We start from the raw sequence: 20,880 nt of genomic DNA, 5'->3' as shown, positions 1-20,880 counted from the left end.
GCAGCGCCACCCGGCTTTTTTACACCTCAAAATCCAGTTCTTCCTCATCCCGCAGTGGAATGAGCTGAACCTTCTGCACGCGATGGTTTTCAATTTGCAGGGTTTTGAGCAGATAGTCTCCCACCTGAACCTCTTCCCCCGGCTGCGGGATACGCTGCAAATACTCCATCAGCAGGCCGGCAATAGTGTGATACTCCCGTTTTTCATCCAGCGGCAGCGGTACATATTGCACCAGGTCTTCCAGCGGCATATGGCCGTTAGCCGTCCACGAACCGTCTGCGTTTTTCTGAATGTCATGGCGGGCGTCAATTTCATCCACCTCGTTAGGCAAATTACCGGCGATGGTTTCCATTACGTCGCTGAGCGTGACCAGCCCTTCCACCGATCCAAACTCATCCACCACAAAAGCAAAGTGCGTGCGCGCGTTACGGAATTGCTCAAGGGCGGAGAGAAGCGGTAGTCCCTCCGGGAAAACCAGCGGCTGGCGGACCAGGACGCGCAGATTGAGCGCCTCGCCGTGCAGCTGCTGCTGGAGCAGGTCAATAACGTGCACCACGCCCAGCAGCTCCTCTTCCTCTTCACCGCCGGTCACCACCACGCGGGTGTGCTGGTTTTTATCCAGCAGGGCGCGAATGTGCTCTTCCGGTGCCGTCAGGTCGATATGTTCAATGTCATGCCGCGAGGTCATGATGCTGCTGACCGTCCGCTGGTTCAGATTGAGCACCCGCTCGATCATCCGTCGCTCCTGCGGGTCGAAGATCAGCCCGTCGCTGTGATCGGCCAGCATGGCGGAGGATTCGGCGTCCAGCTCCGCATCCTCTTTCTTACCGCTTAACAGGCGCATAACCGTGTCGGCCGTGCGCTGACGCAGGGTCTGATTCGCGGACAGGAAGCGGCGGCGGTTAAATATCGCCAGCTGGTTAAGCGCTTCAATCATGACGGAGAACCCGATGGCGGCGTACAGGTAGCCTTTCGGAATATGGAAGCCAAAACCGTCGGCCACCAGGCTAAAGCCAATCATCAGCAGGAAGCTCAGACAGAGGATCACGATGGTCGGGTGACTGTTCACAAAGCGGGTCAGCGCCTTGCTGGCCATGACCATCAGCGTGATGGCAATAATCACCGCGGCCATCATCACCGCAAGGTGGTCCACCATCCCGACGGCGGTGATCACCGAGTCCAGGGAGAAGACCGCATCCAGCACCACGATTTGCGCCACGACCGGCCAGAATTTCGCCCCTCGGCGCTGGGTCGGGTTCTCGCTGTCTTTGCCCTCCAGCCGCTCGTTGAGTTCTACCGTGGCTTTGAACAGCAGGAACAACCCGCCGAAGAGCATGATCAGATCGCGGGCGCTAAAGCTCAGACCGTGAATGGAGAACAGAGGCTGAGTGAGCGTGACCAGCCAGGAGATAGAGGCCAGCAGCAGTAATCGCATCACCATCGCCAGCAGCAGACCCGTCACGCGCGCGCGGTCGCGCTGGGAAGGGGGCAGTTTTTCAGCGAGGATGGCGATAAAGACCAGATTATCAATCCCGAGCACGAGCTCGATGACGACCAGCGTAACCAGCCCGGCCCAGATTGAGGGATCGGCAATCCATTCCATAGTAATAGCAATACCTTCTGTTATATGACGAATGTCACACTTCGATCATGGATAAAGCTGGGGGAAATTGCAATGCCAGGCTGAGATTTCTCTTAATACGAGGGGTAAAAAAGAGAGCATTCTCAACAGGGTGTAAATAAGCGAAATACGTATATTTAATTACAAAGAAAGCATTTTAGGATATATCGCAGGTGATGATTTTTACTTTAATTTTGTCAATATAAAGAAAATCCTAAAAGCTCAAAAATTTGCTCTTAATATTAATCTTAAAAACCGATATTAGGACAGTTGTCTCCTTGCCTGCTATTAGGTTAGCTGCAACAATTCTCCCAGCATCAAATGTTAAATCTCGGTGTTGCTATTAATGTTCGGTCTTCAGGGATGGTTATTCATTATCCGTCGGGTTTCTCAAGCGACTGATATATTTCCAGAAGACCTTGCTCAAGAGGGTGTCTATCCATAACACATTGTTTAGTCAGTGGATTGGTAACTGAAAGCCAAGGGCGGTAGCGTGCCTGAAAGCGTGTGAATCAGCCTCGATTATTCTGTCAATAGCCAATGGATGAATAAGCTTTTTTTAGGACTGATGCCAGTTATATTTCTATTTGATTAACTGCATGCTGAAACCCAATACGACTCGAGCTTATTTAAATTGCACAGGATAATTACTCTGCCAAAGTGATAAATAATCAATGATGAAATCCAAAATGAAATTGATGCCATTATTGGTGTCTGTGACCTTGATGAGTGGTTGCACGGTCTTTCCCGGCAGCAATATGTCAACTATGGGTAAGGATGTGATCAAGCAACAGGATGCCGATTTTGATCTCGACAAAATGGTGAATGTTTATCCACTTACGCCTCGTCTGGTCGAACAATTACGTCCACGTCCGAATGTTGCCCAGCCGAATATGTCGCTGGACCAGGAAATTGCCTCCTACCAGTACCGCGTGGGTCCGGGTGACGTAATCAACGTGACCGTCTGGGACCACCCCGAACTGACCACGCCAGCGGGCCAGTACCGTAGCTCAAGCGACACCGGTAACTGGGTGCAGTCAGATGGCACCATGTTCTATCCCTACATTGGTAAAGTCCATGTTGCAGGGAAAACGCTTGCCGAGATCCGTAGTGATATTACCGGCCGCTTAGCGCAGTACATCGCCGATCCGCAGGTGGACGTTAATATCGCCGCATTCCGCTCGCAAAAAGCCTATATCTCCGGCCAGGTGAACAAATCCGGCCAGCAGGCCATCACCAACGTTCCTCTGACCGTACTGGATGCCATCAACGCCGCGGGCGGGTTAACCGACGGCGCCGACTGGCGCAACGTCGTGCTCACCCACAACGGGAAGGAGCAGCGCATTTCGCTGCAGGCGCTGATGCAAAACGGCGATCTGACCCAGAACCGTCTGCTCTATCCGGGCGATATTCTCTACGTGCCGCGCAATGACGATCTGAAAGTCTTCGTGATGGGTGAAGTGAAGAAACAGAGCACCCTCAAAATGGACTTCAGCGGTATGACGCTGACCGAAGCGCTGGGCAATGCTGAAGGTATCGATCTGACGACCTCTAACGCGACCGGTATCTTCGTCATTCGTCCGCTGAAAGGTGAGGGCAGTGCGAAAGGCAAGATCGCCAACATCTACCAGCTGGATATGTCCGATGCGACCTCTCTGGTGATGGCAACGGAGTTCCGTCTCCAGCCATACGATGTGGTGTACGTCACCACCGCGCCGGTTGCCCGCTGGAACCGTCTGATCAACCAGTTGCTGCCAACCATCAGTGGCGTTCGCTACATGACGGATACGGCGCGCGACATTCATACCTGGTAATCCGCGATGTTTAACAAAATTCTGGTGGTATGCGTGGGGAACATCTGCCGTTCCCCTACGGCTGAACGGTTGTTGAAACACTACCAGCCCGAACTGACCGTTGATTCGGCCGGGCTGGGTGCACTGGTCGGAAAAGGTGCCGATGAGCGCGCAACGAGCGTGGCGCGGGATCATCACCTCTCTCTCGACGGCCACGTGGCCCGCCAGGTCACTGGCCGCATGTGCCGGGAGTATGACCTGATCCTGACGATGGAAAAACGCCATATTCATGCGCTGTGCGATATCGCTCCTGAGATGCGCGGCAAGGTGATGCTGTTTGGTCACTGGGACAATGAACGTGAAATCCCCGATCCGTATCGCAAAAGCCATGAGGCCTTTGAGGCGGTTTACACCTTACTTGACCAGTCTGCCCAACAGTGGGCGCAGGCACTGAAAGTTCAGCAGGGATAACAATGACAGAAAAAACAAGACCTTCTGCCGCCCCGACTTCGGGCAGTGATGAAATTGATATTGGGCGCCTGGTCGGCACTGTTGTAGAGGCAAAGTGGTGGGTGCTTGGCATTACCGCCGTGTTCGCCGCGGCGGCCGTCGTCTACACGCTGTTCGCCACCCCTATCTACAGTGCCGACGCGCTGGTGCAGATCGAGCAGAATACCGGCAACTCGCTGGTGCAGGACATCGGTTCCGCGCTGGCCAACAAACCGCCGGCATCCGACGCCGAAATTCAGCTCATCCAGTCACGTCTGGTGCTGGGTAAAACGGTTCACGACCTCGGGCTCGATATCTCCGTCACCAAGAATACTTTCCCAGTCTTTGGTGCCGGCTGGGATCGTCTGATGGGACGAAACAACGACACGGTGAAAGTCACTGACTTCGTGCTGCCGAAAGGGGCTGCCGATCAGACGTTTACCCTGACGGTGCTTGGTCCTAAACAGTACCAGCTAACCAGCGACGCAGGTTTTAGCGCGCGCGGTGAAGTGGGGCAGATGCTGACCAAAGACGGAGTCAGCATGATGGTCAGCGCGATTAATGCCCAGGAGGGCGGTGAATTTACCGTCACCAAATTCTCCACGCTGGGGATGATCAACAATCTGCAAAACAACCTGACCGTCACCGAAAACGGTAAGGACACCGGCGTGCTGAGCATGACCTTTACCGGTGAAGATAAGGATCAAATCCGCGACATCCTGAACAGCATTACGCGCAACTATCTTGAGCAGAACGTTGAGCGTAAGTCGGCGGAAGCGGCGAAAAGCCTGGCCTTCCTCGCCAAACAGCTCCCGGAAGTGCGCGCCCATCTGGATGATGCCGAGAACAAGCTGAACGCCTATCGTCAGGATAAAGACTCTGTTGACCTGCCGCTGGAGGCGAAATCGGTCCTTGATTCGATGGTCAACATTGATGCGCAGCTCAACGAGCTGACCTTCAAAGAGGCGGAGATTTCCAAGCTTTATACCAAACGTCACCCGGCCTACCGCACGCTGCTGGAGAAACGCCGTACCCTGGAAGAGGAGAAAGCGAAGCTTAATGACCGCGTGACCGCGATGCCGAAAACGCAGCAGGAGATCGTGCGTCTGACACGGGACGTCGAGTCCGGACAGCAGGTTTACATGCAGCTGCTGAACAAGCAGCAGGAGCTGAAAATCACCGAAGCCAGTACCGTCGGTGACGTGCGCATCGTCGACCCGGCCATTACCCAGCCTGGCGTACTGAAGCCGAAGAAAGCGCTGATTATTCTCGGCAGCATTATTCTCGGCCTGATGCTCTCCATCGTGGGCGTGCTGCTGCGTTCGCTGTTCAACCGCGGCATCGAAAGCCCGCAGGTGCTGGAAGAGAGCGGTATCAACGTCTATGCCAGCATTCCGCTGTCTGAGTGGCAAAAATCCCGCGACAGTGTCAAAACCATCAAGGGCGTTAAGCGTTACAAACAGAGCCAGCTTCTGGCGGTGGGTAACCCGACCGACCTCGCTATCGAAGCGATCCGTAGCCTGCGTACCAGTCTGCACTTCGCCATGATGCAGGCCAAAAACAACGTCCTGATGTTAACCGGTGTTAGCCCGTCAATCGGTAAAACCTTCGTCTGCGCCAACCTGGCGGCGGTGGTCAGCCAGACCAACAAACGCGTGCTGCTGATCGACTGTGATATGCGTAAGGGCTATACCCACGAACTGCTGGGTACCAACAACGTTAACGGTCTGTCGGAAATCCTGCTCGGCAAAGGTGAAATCAGCCAGAGCGCGAAACCTACAACGGTGCCGAAATTTGACCTGATCCCACGCGGTCAGGTGCCGCCTAACCCGTCCGAGCTGCTGATGAGCGAACGCTTCACCGAGCTGGTGGAGTGGGCGAGCAAAAACTACGACCTGGTGCTGATCGATACGCCGCCAATTCTGGCCGTGACCGACGCGGCCGTTGTGGGCCGCCTGGCAGGCACCACGTTGATGGTAGCGCGTTACGCGGTGAACACCCTGAAAGAGGTGGAAACCAGCCTGAGCCGCTTCGAGCAGAACGGCATTGAGGTGAAAGGGGTGATCCTGAACTCCATCTTCCGCCGCGCGACCGGGTACCAGGATTACGGGTATTACGAGTACGAATATAAATCTGACAGTAAATAAAAATCCCCCTCACCCTAACCCTCTCCTCTGAGGGGAGAGCAGCTTTTCTCCCTCTCCCTCCGGGAGAGGGGCGGGGTGAGGGATAAGGGGAAGACCATGACCACACAACGCCCTTTAGTTTCAATCTATATGCCGACATGGAATCGTCAGCAGCTGGCGATCCGCGCAATCAAATCCGTCCTGCGACAGGATTACGATAACTGGGAGCTGATCATCGTTGATGACTGCTCTTCCTCGTATGAACAGCTGCAAAAGTTTGTGACTGACCTCAACGACCCGCGGGTGGTCTATACGCATAACGCCATTAACTCCGGTGCATGTGCGGTGCGAAATCAGGCGATTATGCAGGCCAAGGGGCAGTATCTGACCGGGATCGACGACGATGACGAATGGACGCCGAACCGCCTGTCTATCTTCCTGTCGCATAAAGAACAGCTGGTCACGCACGCTTTCCTGTATGCCAACGACTATGTCTGCCAGGGCGAGGTTTACTCGCAGCCTGCGAGTTTGCCGCTGTATCCGAAATCACCGTACTCTCGCCGCCTGTTCTACAAGCGCAACATTATTGGTAACCAGGTCTTCACCTGGGCGTGGCGTTTCAAAGAGTGCCTGTTCGATACCGAACTCAAGGCCGCGCAGGATTACGATATCTTCCTGCGTATGGTGGTGGAATACGGCGAGCCGTGGAAAGTGGAAGAGGCCACGCAGATCCTGCACATCAACCACGGGGAGATGCAAATCACCTCCTCGCCGAAGAAGTTCTCCGGCTACTTCCATTTTTACCGCAAGCACAAGGACAAGTTTGACCGTGCCAGCCGTAAATATCAGCTCTTTACCCTCTATCAGATCCGCAATAAGCGCATGAACTGGCGCACGCTGCTGACGCTGCTTTCCGTGCGTAACGGCAAGCGCCTGGCTGACGGGCTTCGGGGGAAATAATGTTTCTGGAAGATTGCCGCGCTAACAGCTGGAGCCTGCGACCGTGCTGCATGGTTCTGGCGTACCGCATCGCGCACTTTTGCTCGGTGTGGCGTAAGAAAAACGTGCTGAACAATATCTGGGCGGCACCCGTGCTGGTGCTGTATCGCATCATCACCGAATGCTTTTTTGGCTATGAAATTCAGGCCGCTGCCACCATTGGCCGCCGCTTTACCATCCATCACGGCTATGCGGTGGTGATCAACAAGTTCGTGGTCGCCGGGGATGATTTCACCATTCGTCATGCGGTCACGATTGGCAACCGTGGGCCTGACAGCCTGGCCTGCCCGGTCATCGGCAATAACGTCGAGCTGGGGGCGAACGTGGTAATCATCGGTGACATTACGATTGGCAATAACGTCACGATTGGTGCTGGCAGCGTGGTGCTGGACAGCATTCCGGATAACGCGCTGGTGGTGGGAGAAAAAGCCCGCGTGAAGGTGATTAAATGAACATTCTGCAATTTAACGTACGCCTCGCAGAAGGCGGAGCGGCAGGCGTGGCCCTGGATCTGCACCAGCGCGCGCTGCAAAAAGGACTTCAGTCTCGTTTTATCTACGGCTACGGCAAAGGCGGCAAGAAAAGCGTCAGCCACGATAACTTCCCGCAGGTGCACAAGCACACGCCGCGTCTGACCTCGATTGCCAACATTGCGCTGTTCCGCCTGTTTAACCGCGATCTGTTTGGCAACCTGAACAACCTTTACCGCACCGTGACGCGCACGACCGGCCCGGTTGTGCTGCATTTTCACGTGCTGCACAGTTACTGGCTGAATCTTGAAGAGGTGGTGGTGTTTTGTCAGAAGGTGCAGGCCCACAAGCCCGACACCCGCTTTGTCTGGACGCTGCACGATCACTGGAGCGTGACCGGACGCTGCGCCTTTACCGACGGCTGCGAAGGCTGGAAAGATAACTGCCAGAAGTGCCCGACGTTAAGCAACTACCCGCCGGTGAAGGTGGATCGCGCGCATCAGCTGGTCGCCGGAAAGCGTCAGCTGTTCCGTGACATGCTTTCGCTCGGCTGTACCTTTATCTCCCCGAGCCAGCACGTGGCCGATGCCTTCAACAGCCTGTACGGGGCAGGGCGCTGTCAGATTATCAACAACGGCATAGACGTGGCGACGGAAGCCATTCTTGCCGAGCTGACCCCGGTGGCGGAAACCGCGGGCAAACCGAAAATCGCTATCGTTGCGCATGACCTGCGTTACGACGGTAAAACCAACCAGCAGCTGGTGCGCGACATGATGGCGCTGGGTGACAAGATAGAGCTTCACACCTTCGGCAAGTTTTCGCCGTTCGAAGGGGCCAACGTGGTGAACCACGGGTTTGAGACCGACAAGCGCAAGCTGATGAGCGCGCTGAATGAAATGGACGCGCTGGTGTTCAGTTCCCGCGTGGATAACTACCCGCTGATCCTCTGCGAAGCGCTCTCAATCGGCGTGCCGGTGATTGCCACCCACAGCGATGCGGCGCGTGAAGTGCTGGAAAAGTCCGGCGGGAAAACCTTCACGGAGCAGGAGGTCCTGCCCCTGGTGCAGCTGCCGAAGGCGCAGATTGCTGAGATCGTTTTTGGCACTGACCTGGAATCGTTCCGCAACCGCAGCCGCAAGGCCTACAGTGGACAACAGATGCTGGAGGAGTATGTCTCGTTCTATCAGAATCTGTAGTTATCTGCTGCTGCCGCTGATCTACCTGCTGGTCAACGTCAAAATTGCCCAGCTCGGCGAAAGCTTCCCGATAACCATCGTGACCTTCTTGCCCGTTCTGCTTCTGCTGTATGTCGATAAAATTAACCTGAAGAAGCTGATGATTGCCTTAGGGCTGGGCACGGGCCTGACGCTGTTTAACTACATCTTTGGCCAGTCGCTGGATGCCAGTAAATACGTCACGTCGACCATGCTGTTTGTTTATATTGTTATTATTATCGGAATGGTCTGGAGTATTCGGTTTAAAACTATTTCTCCGCACAATTATCGGAAAATCCTTAGGTTCTTTTATATTGCCGTTGCGTTAATTGTTATGCTTGCCGCACTGGAGATGGCGCAAATTATTCTGACCGGTGGCAGCAGCCTGATGGAGATAATTTCGAAATATCTCATTTACAGTAACAGCTATGTATTGAACTTCATCAAGTTTGGCGGGAAGCGTACTACGGCCCTCTATTTTGAACCGGCGTTTTTCGCTCTGGCGTTAATCTCAATTTGGCTCAGCATCAAACAGTTTGGTATCAAAACGCCTAAGACCGATGCTATGATTCTTGCAGGAATTGTTCTGTCTGGATCGTTCTCAGGGGTAATGACATTTATCCTGTTTTACCTGCTGGAGTGGGCGTTCCAGTACCTGAACAAAGATGCGATTAAGAAAAAACTGCCGCTGGCGATTATCTCCCTGACGGTATTTATGGTAGGCGTGATATTTGCCTTCCCGTACATCTCAGAACGTCTGGGAGATTTGGGAACGGAAGGATCTTCGTCCTATTATCGCATCATTGGGCCACTGGTGATGGTGGGTTATTCCTTAACCCATATCGATGGGGTAGTAAGATTCGGCTCACTTTACGAATATGTTGCATCATTCGGAATCTTTAACGGTGCGGATGTCGGTAAAACCATAGACAATGGTCTGTATCTGTTAATTATTTATTTTTCGTGGTTCGCCGTACTGTTGACCCTGTGGTATCTGTTTAAAGTTTTTAAAATGATGATTAACGCGTTTGGTGATAACCAGAATTTTCGCGTTCAGCTTTATCTGTTTACTCCGGTGTCGCTGTTTTTTACCGGGTCAATATTTAGCCCGGAATATGCTTTCTTGATTGTCTGTCCGTTTATTCTGCGCAAGGCGCTTAATATTACGAACGTATGACGAAATGAGGTGATTTATGTTTCTTAGCGTCATTACTGTCGCTTTTCGTAATTACGAAGGGGTGGTAAAAACCTGGCGCTCGCTGCGCAACCTGGCGCGCGATCCAAGCCTCACCTTTGAGTGGATTGTGGTCGACGGCGGCTCGAACGATGGCACGGCGGAGTTTCTGGAAAAACTCAACGGTGAGTTCAACTTACGCTACATCAGCGAGAAAGATAAAGGCATCTACGATGCGATGAATAAAGGCATCAACATGGCGCAAGGCCGCTATGCCATCTTTCTGAACTCGGGCGACATTTTCCATGATGACGTGGCGCTGTTTGCCCGCCAGCTGGCTCGGCAGAAAGAAGATGCCATGTATATTGGCGATGCGCTGCTCGATTTTGGCGACGGACATAAAGTGTGCCGCAGCGCGAAGCCAGGCTGGTATATCTATCACAGCTTGCCGGCCAGCCATCAGGCCATTTTCTTCCCGGTAAAAGGTCTGAAAAAACAGCCTTACGATTTGCAGTATAAAGTGTCTTCGGATTATGCACTGGCGGCCAGCCTGTATAAGTCAGGTTACCCGTTCCGCCGAATTAAAGGCCTGGTATCTGAATTCTCAATGGGCGGCGTGTCAACCTCGAATAATCTGGAATTGTGCCAGGATGCCAAAAACGTACAGCGTAAAATATTACGCGTGCCGGGGTTCTGGGCGGAATTGTCTTATTTATTGCGCCTGCGTACCACAGGCAAAACGAAAACCTTATATAACAAAGCCTGAATATAAGGAAACGCAATGCAGGATTTAAAAGGTTTCTCCGTGCCGAAAGGCTTTCGGGGCGGGAACGGTATTAAGGTACAGCTGTGGTGGGCCGTTCAGGCAACCTTATTTGCCTGGTCGCCGCAAATACTGTACCGCTGGCGTGCCTTCTTATTACGCCTGTTTGGCGCAAAAATAGGAAAAAACGTAGTCATCCGACCTTCTGTGAAAATTACCTATCCGTGGAAATTAACGCTTGGGGATTACGCATGGGTTGGGGATGACGCGGTGTTATATACCCTTGGCGAAATTACGATTGGCGCAAATTCGGTGGTTTCACAGAAATGTTATTTGTGCACCGGCAGCCACGATTTTATGAGTCAGCATTTTGATATTACCGCTTCGCCTATTGCGATCGGTGAAAAATGCTGGCTGGCAACGGATGTTTTTGTTGCACCGGGTGTTTCTGTTGGCGATGGCACGGTAGTCGGTGCCCGCAGCAGCGTTTTTAAATCGCTACCGGCAAATAAAGTTTGCCGTGGCAACCCCGCAGTGGTGATACGCGAACGCGTTGAAACTGATTAAATTCATAAGTAGAGGAATATAAACATGTCTAAAGTCGCTCTCATCACCGGCGTTACCGGGCAGGATGGTTCTTACCTGGCAGAGTTCCTGCTGGAAAAAGGGTATGAAGTGCATGGTATTAAACGTCGTGCGTCTTCTTTCAACACCGAACGTGTGGACCATATCTATCAGGATCCTCATGCGGCGAACCCGAAATTCCACCTGCACTACGGCGACCTGACCGATACCTCCAACCTGACCCGTATCCTGCAGGAAGTGCAGCCGGATGAAGTCTACAACCTGGGCGCGATGAGCCACGTAGCGGTCTCCTTCGAGTCCCCGGAATACACCGCTGACGTTGATGCCATGGGTACCCTGCGTCTGCTGGAAGCGATCCGCTTCCTCGGCCTTGAGAAGAAAACGCGCTTCTACCAGGCATCCACCTCTGAGCTGTACGGCCTGGTGCAGGAAATCCCACAGAAAGAGACGACGCCGTTCTACCCGCGCTCTCCGTATGCGGTAGCAAAACTGTATGCCTACTGGATCACCGTGAACTACCGTGAATCCTACGGCATGTACGCCTGTAACGGCATTCTGTTCAACCACGAATCTCCGCGCCGCGGCGAAACCTTCGTGACCCGCAAAATCACCCGCGCTATCGCCAACATCGCGCAGGGTCTGGAGTCTTGCCTGCACCTCGGCAACATGGATTCCCTGCGTGACTGGGGCCATGCCAAAGACTACGTGAAAATGCAGTGGATGATGCTGCAGCAGGAACAGCCAGAAGACTTCGTGATTGCGACCGGCGTGCAGTACTCCGTACGTCAGTTCGTTGAAATGGCCGCGGCACAGCTGGGCATCAAACTGCGCTTCGAAGGTACCGGCGTGGAAGAGAAAGGTGTCGTGGTTTCCGTGACCGGCCACGATGCACCGGGCGTGAAGCCAGGCGACGTGATTGTGCAGGTTGACCCGCGCTACTTCCGTCCTGCTGAAGTGGAAACCCTGCTGGGCGACCCAACCAAAGCGCACGAGAAGCTGGGCTGGAAACCAGAAATCACTCTGCAGGAGATGGTTTCCGAGATGGTAGCCAAAGATCTTGAAGCAGCGAAAAAACACTCTCTGCTTAAGTCTCATGGCTACGAGGTTGCCATCGCGCTGGAGTCCTGAGAATGACAAAACAACGTATTTTTGTCGCCGGTCATCGCGGAATGGTGGGTTCCGCGATTGTTCGCCAACTGGAGCAGCGCGGTGACGTAGAGGTGATTGTCCGCACCCGCGACGAGCTGAACCTGCTCGACAGCCGTGCGGTACAGGACTTCTTTGCTAACGAACGCATTGACCAGGTGTATCTGGCGGCGGCGAAGGTGGGCGGCATTGTTGCTAACAACACCTACCCGGCGGATTTCATCTACGAAAACATGATGATCGAGAGCAACATCATTCACGCTGCGCATCTGCACAACGTGAATAAGCTGCTGTTCCTCGGGTCGTCCTGTATTTACCCGAAAATGGCGAAGCAGCCGATCGCCGAGAGCGAACTGCTGCAGGGCACGCTGGAGGCCACCAACGAGCCGTACGCGATTGCCAAGATTGCCGGGATCAAGCTGTGCGAGTCCTACAACCGTCAGTACAACCGCGACTATCGCTCGGTGATGCCGACCAACCTGTACGGACCGCACGACAACTTCCACCCGAGCAACTCGCACGTGATCCCGGCGCTGCTGCGCCGCTTCCACGAGGCGACCGCCGAGAACGCGCCGGACGTGGTGGTGTGGGGCAGCGGTACGCCGATGCGCGAGTTCCTGCACGTGGACGACATGGCTGCGGCCAGCATTCACGTGATGGAGCTGGATCGCGAGGTGTGGCAGGAGAACACCGAGCCGATGCTGTCGCACATCAACGTCGGTACCGGCGTGGACTGCACCATTCGCGAGCTGGCGCAAACCATCGCGCAGGTGGTGGGCTACAAAGGCCGCGTGGTGTTTGACGCCACGAAACCGGACGGCACGCCGCGCAAGCTGCTGGACGTGACCCGTCTGCATCAGCTGGGCTGGTATCACGAGGTGTCACTGGAGCAGGGTCTGGCCAGTACCTACCAGTGGTTCCTGGAAAACCAGCACCGCTTCCGGGGGTAACGATGTTTTTAAGTCAGGAAGATTTTGCCACGGTAGTGCGTTCCACTCCGCTCATCTCAATTGATTTGATCGTGGAGAACGAACGCGGCGAGTTCTTGCTGGGGAAACGAACCAACCGTCCTGCACAGGGCTTCTGGTTCGTGCCCGGCGGGCGCGTGCAGAAGGATGAGCGGCTCAGCGATGCGTTTGAGCGTCTCACTCTGGCGGAACTGGGCCTGCAGCTGCCGATGGCAGCGGGCCAGTTTTACGGGGTCTGGCAGCACTTCTATGACGATAACTTTTCAGGCACCGGGTTCACCACGCACTACATCGTGCTGGGGTTCCGCCTGAAGGTGAGTGAGGCAGACCTGCGTCTGCCTGATTCTCAGCATGACGACTACTGCTGGCAGACGCCAGAGGCGCTGCTGGCCAGCGACAATGTGCATGACAACAGTCGTGCCTATTTCCTGGCCGATCGTCAGTCCGGAGTGCCGGGCTTATGAAAATTTTAGTGTACGGAATCAACTACTCGCCGGAGCTAACCGGCATCGGGAAATACACCGGCGAGATGGTCGAGTGGATGGCGAGCCAGGGACATGACGTGCGGGTCATTACCGCGCCGCCGTACTACCCGGAGTGGAAAGTTGGGGAGCGCTACTCAAGCTGGCGCTACCGTCGCGAAGAGGGTGCAGCGACCGTCTGGCGCTGCCCGCTGTATGTGCCCAGGCAGCCCTCGACGCTGAAACGCTTACTTCATCTGGGCAGCTTTGCCCTGAGCAGTTTTTTCCCGCTGATGGCGCAGCGTCGCTGGAAGCCGGATCGCATCATCGGCGTGGTGCCGACGCTGTTTTGCACGCCGGGCATGCGCCTGCTGGGCAAACTCTCCGGTGCGCGCACGTTGCTGCACATTCAGGATTATGAAGTTGACGCCATGCTGGGCCTGGGGATGGCAGGCAAAAGCAAAGGCGGCAAAGTGGCGAAGCTCGCCAGCGCGTTTGAGCGCAGTGGTTTACACAACGTGGATTACGTCTCGACTATCTCGCGCTCGATGATGAACAAGGCGCAGGAGAAGGGCGTCCCGGCGGAGAAAGTCATTTTCTTCCCGAACTGGTCCGAAGTGGCGCGTTTTCGCGATGTAACTGAGCAAGATGCTCATGCGCTGCGCGCGCAGCTCGGTTTGCCTGAAGATCAAAAAATCATTCTTTACTCAGGCAACATCGGCGAAAAACAGGGGCTGGAGAGCGTGATTGAAGCGGCCCAGCTGCTGAGTGAACATCCGTGGACCTTTGTGATTGTCGGGCAGGGCGGTGGAAAGGCGCGGCTGGAGAAAATGGTCGGCGAACGCGGCCTGACCAACGTGAAATTTTTCCCGCTTCAGTCTTACGAGGCATTGCCTGCGCTGCTGAAGATGGGCGACTGCCATCTGGTGGTGCAAAAACGCGGCGCCGCGGATGCGGTGCTGCCGTCCAAGCTGACCAACATTCTGGCAGTGGGCGGCAACGCGGTGATTACGGCAGAAGCCGAAACAGAATTAGGCCAGCTGTGCGACAGCTATCCGGGAATTGCCGTGTGCGTGGAGCCGGAATCGGTCCCGGCGCTGGTAACCGGAATTGAGCAGGCACTTGCCATGCCAAAAGTGAACACGGTGGCACGTGAATATGCCGAACGCACGCTCGAGAAAGAGAACGTGCTGAGCCAATTTATTGCAGATATACGGGGATAAATCATGAGTCAAACCACTTTGTATCCGGTTGTGATGGCTGGTGGCTCTGGTAGCCGGTTGTGGCCGCTGTCCCGCGTGCTTTATCCAAAACAGTTCCTCTGCTTGAAAGGGGATCTCACCATGCTGCAGACGACGGTAAACCGTCTGCACGGCGTGGAGTGTGAAAGCCCGGTGGTGATTTGTAACGAACAGCACCGCTTTATTGTTGCCGAGCAACTGCGCCAGCTGAATAAACTCACCGAAAACATCATCCTGGAGCCTGCAGGACGCAATACCGCGCCTGCGATCGCCCTGGCGGCGCTGGCGGCAAAACGCAGCAGCCCGGACTGTGACCCGCTGATGCTGGTCCTGGCGGCGGACCACGTTATCCAGCAGGAAGACGCATTCCGCGACGCGGTGCGTGCGGCCATTCCTTACGCCGAGAGCGGCAAGCTGGTGACCTTCGGCATCGTGCCGGATCTGCCGGAAACCGGCTATGGCTACATCCGCCGCGGCAGCGTGACGCCGGGTGAAGGCGACAGCGTGGCGTTTGACGTGGCGCAGTTTGTTGAAAAACCGAATCTGGAAACCGCGCAGGCGTATGTCGCCAGCGGGGAGTATTACTGGAACAGCGGGATGTTCCTGTTCCGCGCCGGACGCTATCTGGAAGAGCTGCGCAAATACCGCCCGGATATTCTGAACGCCTGCGAGAAAGCAATGGCGGTGGTGGACCCGGATCTCGACTTCATCCGCGTGGATGAAGAGGCGTTCCTCGCCTGCCCGGAAGAGTCCATTGACTACGCGGTGATGGAACGTACGGCAGACGCCGTCGTGGTACCTATGGATGCGGGCTGGAGCGATGTAGGCTCCTGGTCCTCCCTGTGGGAGATTAGCGCCCATACCCCGGAGGGTAACGTCCATCACGGCGATGTTATTAGCCACAAAACGGAAAACAGCTACGTCTACGCCGAGTCCGGCCTGGTGACCACGGTCGGGGTGAAAGATCTGGTGGTTGTCCAGACTAAAGACGCCGTGCTGATTGCTGACCGTAACGCCGTGCAGGACGTTAAAAAAGTGGTGGAGAAGATCAAGGCGGACGGTCGCCATGAACACCATATTCACCGCGAAGTCTACCGTCCGTGGGGGAAATATGACTCCATTGACTCCGGTGACCGCTATCAGGTGAAACGTATCACCGTGAAGCCGGGCGAGGGGCTGTCGGTGCAGATGCACCACCACCGCGCCGAGCACTGGGTGGTGGTCGCGGGTACCGCTAAAGTCACCATCGACGGTGAAGTCAAACTGCTCGGTGAAAACGAGTCCATTTATATTCCGCTGGGGGCGACGCACTGTCTGGAGAACCCGGGGAAAATTCCTCTCGACTTAATTGAGGTGCGCTCCGGCTCGTATCTGGAAGAGGACGATATCGTGCGCTTCCAGGACCGCTACGGGCGGGTTTAGCACTCTGCATTATGCCCGGTGGCGCTGCGCTTGCCGGGCCTACGAATGACAAAAAAATCAATTTGGCCATTTAGTGGTCAGGGCCGACTGTTGCCTGAAAAAGGGGTCATCATGGAAAAATTAACCTGTTTTAAAGCCTACGATATTCGCGGCAAGCTGGGCGAAGAGCTGAATGAAGACATCGCGTGGCGCATTGGCCGCGCGTACGGCGAATATTTAAAACCGCAGACCATCGTGCTGGGCGGCGACGTGCGTCTGACCAGTGAATCCCTCAAGCTGGCCCTGGCGAAAGGGCTGCAGGACGCGGGGGTGGACGTGCTGGATATCGGCCTTTCCGGGACCGAAGAGATTTACTTTGCCACCTTCCACCTGGGCGTGGACGGCGGTATCGAAGTGACGGCCAGCCACAACCCGATGGACTACAACGGCATGAAGCTGGTGCGCAAGGGCGCGCGTCCTATCAGCGGCGACACCGGCCTGCGCGACGTGCAGCGCCTGGCGGAAGCCAACGATTTCCCGCCGGTGAACGACGCGAAGCGCGGCAGCTACAAAAAAATCAACCTGCAGAAAGAGTACATTGACCACCTGCTGGGCTACATCAACGTGGCGAACCTCAAGCCGCTGAAGCTGGTGATTAACTCCGGTAACGGCGCGGCCGGCCCGGTGGTGGACGCGCTGGAAGCCCGCTTTAAGGCGCTGAACGTGCCGGTGACCTTCGTCAAAGTGCACAACACCCCGGACGGCAACTTCCCGAACGGTATTCCTAACCCGCTGCTTCCGGAGTGCCGCGACGACACCCGTAACGCGGTGATTGAGCACGGCGCGGACATGGGCATCGCCTTTGACGGCGATTTCGACCGCTGCTTCCTGTTCGACGAGAAAGGGCAGTTCATCGAGGGCTACTACATTGTCGGCCTGCTGGCGGAAGCCTTCCTCGAGAAAAACCCGGGCGCGAAAATCATTCATGACCCGCGCCTTTCCTGGAACACCGTCGACGTGGTGTCAGCGGCGGGCGGCACGCCGGTGATGTCCAAAACCGGCCACGCCTTCATCAAAGAGCGCATGCGCGAAGAAGACGCCATTTACGGCGGCGAGATGAGCGCCCACCACTACTTCCGTGATTTTGCCTACTGCGACAGCGGGATGATCCCGTGGCTGCTGGTGACCGAGCTGCTGTGCCTGAAGGGGCAGACGCTGGGCGAGCTGGTGCGCGACCGCATGGCGGCGTTCCCGGCGAGCGGGGAGATCAACAGCAAGCTGGCGGAGCCAGCCGAGGCCATTGCCCGCGTGGAGCAGCACTTTGCAATTCACGCGCTGGAAATTGACCGTACGGACGGCATCAGCATGGCGTTCCCGCAGTGGCGCTTTAACCTGCGCTCGTCCAACACCGAGCCGGTGGTGCGCCTGAACGTGGAATCCCGTGCTGATACGGCGCTGATGGAAGCCCGAACGAAGGACATTCTGGCGCTGTTGAATCAGTAACAATTGCCCCTCCTGCGGGAGGGGGAACCGAATACAGGAACAACGATGACGAATCTAAAAAAACGCGAACGAGCGAGAACGAATGCATCGTTAATCTCTATGGTGCAGCGTTTTTCTGATATCACCATCATGGTCGGTGGATTGTGGGCGGTGTGTCGGATCGGCGGGCTGCCGTTCTTATACATGCATCTGCTGATGGCTCTGATTGCGCTGGTCGTGTTTCAGATGATCGGCGGGATGACCGATTTCTACCGCTCGTGGCGCGGCGTCAAAATGACCACCGAACTGATGCTGTTGCTGCAGAACTGGACCCTGAGCCTGATTTTCAGCGCTGGCCTGGTGGCGTTTAGCCATGATTTTGACAATCGCCTCGTCACCTATCTCTGCTGGTATCTGCTGACCAGTGTTGGCATGGTTGTGTGCCGTTCCCTGATCCGCTTTGGCGCGGGCTGGCTGCGTAACCGGGGCTATAACCGTCGCTTCGTTGCCGTGGCGGGCGATCTGCCGGTCGGGAAGGTGCTGCTCGACAGCTTCCGCAAAGAGCCGTGGTTAGGGTTTGAAGTGGTCGGGATTTATCACGACGCGAAGCCGGGCGGCGTACCTGCGGACTGGGCGGGCAATTACGAACAGCTTATTGAAGACGCGAAAGCGGGCAAGATTCATAACGTCTACATCGCCATGCAGATGAGAGACGAATCCCGCATTAAGCAGCTGATGCGCGAGCTGGCGGACACCACCTGTTCGGTGATCCTGATCCCGGACGTGTTTACCTTTAACATCCTCCATTCACGCATTGAAGAAGTGAACGGCGTGCCGGTGGTACCGCTGTACGACACCCCGCTGTCGGGCATTAACCGCGTGCTGAAGCGCGCAGAAGATATTGTGCTCTCTTCGCTGATTTTACTGCTCATCTCCCCGGTGCTGTGCTGCATTGCCCTGGCGGTGAAGCTGAGCTCTCCCGGCCCGGTTATCTTCCGCCAGACCCGCTACGGTATGGACGGTAAGCCGATTATGGTGTGGAAATTCCGCTCCATGAAGGTGATGGAAAACGACAAGGTGGTGACCCAGGCAACGCAGAACGATCCGCGCGTCACCCGCGTGGGGAACTTCCTGCGCCGCACCTCGCTGGATGAACTCCCGCAGTTTATCAACGTCTTCACCGGCGGCATGTCGATTGTTGGCCCGCGTCCGCACGCGGTGGCGCACAACGAGCAGTACCGCTCGCTGATTGAAGGCTACATGCTGCGCCATAAGGTGAAGCCGGGCATTACCGGTTGGGCGCAGATCAACGGCTGGCGCGGCGAAACCGACACGCTGGAAAAAATGGAAAAACGTATCGAATTCGATCTGGAGTACATCCGTGAATGGAGTATCTGGTTCGATATCAAGATTGTTTTTCTGACCATCTTCAAAGGTTTCGTGAACAAAGCGGCGTACTAAGATGAGCTTACGTGAAAAAACCATCAGCGGGGCGAAGTGGTCAGCGATGGCGACCATCGTCATCATTGGCCTCGGTCTGGTGCAGATGACCGTGCTGGCGCGCATTATTGATAATCACCAGTTCGGTCTGCTGACCGTCTCGCTGGTGATTATCGCGCTGGCCGATACGCTGTCTGATTTTGGTATTGCCAACTCGATTATCCAGCGCAAAGAGATTAGCCATCTTGAGTTGACCACCCTCTACTGGCTGAACGTGGGGCTGGGGATTTTCGTGTTCGTGCTGGTGTTCCTGCTGAGCGACACTATCGCCAGCGTGCTGCATAACCCGGATCTGGCACCGCTGATGCGCACGCTGTCGTTTGCTTTCGTGGTGATCCCGCACGGGCAGCAGTTCCGCGCGCTGATGCAGAAAGAGCTGGAGTTCAACAAGATCGGCATGATCGAGACCAGCGCGGTGCTGGCGGGCTTTACCTTCACCGTGGTGAGCGCCCATTTCTGGCCGCTGGCGATGACGGCCATTCTGGGATACCTGGTTAACTCCTCCGTGCGCACGCTGCTGTTCGGCTACTTTGGCCGCAAGATCTACCGTCCGGGGCTGCATTTCTCTCTCGCTTCCGTCTCGTCCAACCTGCGCTTTGGCGCGTGGCTGACGGCGGACAGCATCATCAACTATGTGAATACCAACCTGTCGACGCTGGTGCTGGCGCGTATTCTTGGCGCGAGCGTGGCGGGGGGCTACAACCTGGCCTACAACGTCGCGGTGGTACCGCCGATGAAGCTGAACCCGATTATCACCCGCGTCCTGTTCCCGGCGTTCGCCAAGATTCAGGACGACACCGAGAAGCTGCGCGTCAACTTCTACAAGCTGCTTTCCGTAGTGGGGATCATTAACTTCCCGGTGCTGCTGGGGCTGATGGTGGTTTCCAGCAACTTCGTGCCGCTGGTGTTTGGTGAGAAGTGGAACGGCATCATCCCGATCCTGCAGCTGCTGTGCGTGGTGGGGCTGCTGCGCTCCGTGGGGAATCCGATTGGTTCCCTGCTGATGGCAAAAGCGCGTGTGGACATCAGCTTTAAGTTCAACGTGTTCAAAACCTTCCTGTTTATTCCGGCGATTATCGTCGGCGGGCATATGGCGGGTGCCATCGGCGTTACGCTGGGCTTCCTGCTGGTGCAGGTAGTCAATACCGTTCTGAGCTACTTCATCATGATCAAGCCGGTGCTGGGCTCCAGCTACCGTCAGTACATCCTGAGCCTGTGGCTGCCGTTCTATCTCTCATTGCCGACCCTGGCGGTGAGCTACGGCCTGGGCATCATCCTCACTGGCCACCTGCCGCTGGCCGCGCTGCTGGCGGTACAGGTTGCCGCGGGGGCGCTGGCATTCGTCGTGATGATTGTGCTGTCGCGCAATGCACTGGTGGTAGAGATGAAGCGCCAGTTTTGCCGTAACGAAAAAATGAAAACGCTGCTTCGCGCAGGCTAGTTATTT

The 20,880-nt window shown here is 55.7% G+C and carries 18 protein-coding genes; 17 read left to right on the top strand and 1 reads right to left on the bottom strand.

The window, feature by feature from the left end:
• Window positions 1–19: 19 nt before the first annotated feature.
• Window positions 20–1,603, bottom strand: coding sequence for a TerC family protein (locus GVO84_RS14855; protein WP_023312406.1), 1,584 nt, complete (start codon window positions 1,601–1,603; stop codon window positions 20–22).
• A gap of 692 nt (window positions 1,604–2,295) precedes the next feature.
• Between GVO84_RS14855 and GVO84_RS14850 the strand changes: the two genes are divergently transcribed.
• The 17 genes from GVO84_RS14850 (at window position 2,296) to wzxC (ending at window position 20,874) form a co-directional block, all read left to right on the top strand.
• The gene (locus GVO84_RS14850; RefSeq protein ID WP_014170829.1) at window positions 2,296–3,435 is read left to right on the top strand and encodes a polysaccharide export protein; all 1,140 of its coding nucleotides are present in this window, start codon (window positions 2,296–2,298) and stop codon (window positions 3,433–3,435) included.
• Between the two features lie 6 nt (window positions 3,436–3,441).
• Window positions 3,442–3,885: a low molecular weight protein-tyrosine-phosphatase Wzb gene (gene wzb / locus GVO84_RS14845; RefSeq protein WP_023312405.1), complete on the top strand. Its 444-nt coding sequence runs from the start codon at window positions 3,442–3,444 to the stop codon at window positions 3,883–3,885.
• A gap of 2 nt (window positions 3,886–3,887) precedes the next feature.
• On the top strand, window positions 3,888–6,050 hold the full coding sequence (gene wzc / locus GVO84_RS14840; protein WP_159514535.1) for a tyrosine-protein kinase Wzc: 2,163 nt from the start codon (window positions 3,888–3,890) through the stop codon (window positions 6,048–6,050).
• A gap of 96 nt (window positions 6,051–6,146) precedes the next feature.
• Window positions 6,147–6,989: a colanic acid biosynthesis glycosyltransferase WcaA gene (wcaA, locus tag GVO84_RS14835; protein WP_023312403.1), complete on the top strand. Its 843-nt coding sequence runs from the start codon at window positions 6,147–6,149 to the stop codon at window positions 6,987–6,989.
• Window positions 6,989–7,480 carry a colanic acid biosynthesis acetyltransferase WcaB gene (wcaB, locus tag GVO84_RS14830; RefSeq protein ID WP_023312402.1) on the top strand — a complete coding sequence of 164 codons (492 nt, stop codon included), beginning with the start codon at window positions 6,989–6,991 and terminating at the stop codon, window positions 7,478–7,480. The genes wcaA and wcaB overlap by 1 nt, the downstream gene beginning before the upstream one ends.
• Window positions 7,477–8,694 carry a colanic acid biosynthesis glycosyltransferase WcaC gene (gene wcaC / locus GVO84_RS14825; RefSeq protein ID WP_121425364.1) on the top strand — a complete coding sequence of 406 codons (1,218 nt, stop codon included), beginning with the start codon at window positions 7,477–7,479 and terminating at the stop codon, window positions 8,692–8,694. Before wcaB ends, wcaC begins: the two co-directional genes overlap by 4 nt.
• A complete protein-coding gene (gene wcaD, locus GVO84_RS14820; protein ID WP_029742034.1) occupies window positions 8,669–9,889 on the top strand; it encodes a colanic acid polymerase WcaD in 1,221 nt (406 codons plus the stop codon). Before wcaC ends, wcaD begins: the two co-directional genes overlap by 26 nt.
• Window positions 9,890–9,905: 16 nt before the next feature.
• Window positions 9,906–10,652 (top strand): colanic acid biosynthesis glycosyltransferase WcaE, encoded by a 747-nt coding sequence (gene wcaE / locus GVO84_RS14815; RefSeq protein WP_039263104.1) that lies wholly within the window; start codon window positions 9,906–9,908, stop codon window positions 10,650–10,652.
• Window positions 10,653–10,667: 15 nt separating this feature from the next.
• Window positions 10,668–11,216 (top strand): colanic acid biosynthesis acetyltransferase WcaF, encoded by a 549-nt coding sequence (gene wcaF / locus GVO84_RS14810; protein ID WP_023336272.1) that lies wholly within the window; start codon window positions 10,668–10,670, stop codon window positions 11,214–11,216.
• Between the two features lie 24 nt (window positions 11,217–11,240).
• Window positions 11,241–12,362 carry a GDP-mannose 4,6-dehydratase gene (gene gmd / locus GVO84_RS14805; protein ID WP_121425366.1) on the top strand — a complete coding sequence of 374 codons (1,122 nt, stop codon included), beginning with the start codon at window positions 11,241–11,243 and terminating at the stop codon, window positions 12,360–12,362.
• Between the two features lie 2 nt (window positions 12,363–12,364).
• Complete coding sequence (fcl, locus tag GVO84_RS14800) at window positions 12,365–13,330, top strand: GDP-L-fucose synthase (RefSeq protein ID WP_024908102.1); 966 nt, start codon at window positions 12,365–12,367, stop codon at window positions 13,328–13,330.
• A 2-nt stretch (window positions 13,331–13,332) separates the two neighbouring features.
• On the top strand, window positions 13,333–13,812 hold the full coding sequence (locus GVO84_RS14795) for a GDP-mannose mannosyl hydrolase (RefSeq protein WP_159514534.1): 480 nt from the start codon (window positions 13,333–13,335) through the stop codon (window positions 13,810–13,812).
• Window positions 13,809–15,032, top strand: coding sequence for a colanic acid biosynthesis fucosyltransferase WcaI (gene wcaI / locus GVO84_RS14790; protein WP_159514533.1), 1,224 nt, complete (start codon window positions 13,809–13,811; stop codon window positions 15,030–15,032). The genes GVO84_RS14795 and wcaI overlap by 4 nt, the downstream gene beginning before the upstream one ends.
• A gap of 3 nt (window positions 15,033–15,035) precedes the next feature.
• Window positions 15,036–16,472, top strand: coding sequence for a mannose-1-phosphate guanyltransferase (gene cpsB, locus GVO84_RS14785; RefSeq protein WP_121425370.1), 1,437 nt, complete (start codon window positions 15,036–15,038; stop codon window positions 16,470–16,472).
• A gap of 111 nt (window positions 16,473–16,583) precedes the next feature.
• The gene (cpsG, locus tag GVO84_RS14780) at window positions 16,584–17,954 is read left to right on the top strand and encodes a colanic acid biosynthesis phosphomannomutase CpsG (RefSeq protein WP_159514532.1); all 1,371 of its coding nucleotides are present in this window, start codon (window positions 16,584–16,586) and stop codon (window positions 17,952–17,954) included.
• Between the two features lie 45 nt (window positions 17,955–17,999).
• Entirely contained in the window at window positions 18,000–19,394 is a 1,395-nt protein-coding gene (wcaJ, locus tag GVO84_RS14775) for an undecaprenyl-phosphate glucose phosphotransferase (protein ID WP_121423368.1), read from the top strand.
• A gap of 1 nt (window position 19,395) precedes the next feature.
• Window positions 19,396–20,874 (top strand): colanic acid undecaprenyl disphosphate flippase WzxC, encoded by a 1,479-nt coding sequence (gene wzxC, locus GVO84_RS14770; protein ID WP_159514531.1) that lies wholly within the window; start codon window positions 19,396–19,398, stop codon window positions 20,872–20,874.
• Window positions 20,875–20,880: the final 6 nt, after the last annotated feature.

The organism is Enterobacter sp. SM3 (assembly GCF_009811935.2).
In the GTDB taxonomy this organism is placed as follows: Bacteria; Pseudomonadota; Gammaproteobacteria; order Enterobacterales; family Enterobacteriaceae; genus Enterobacter; species Enterobacter asburiae_D.
Note: the sequence above shows the minus strand (reverse complement) of the source record. Positions and strands in the feature narration are given on the sequence as shown.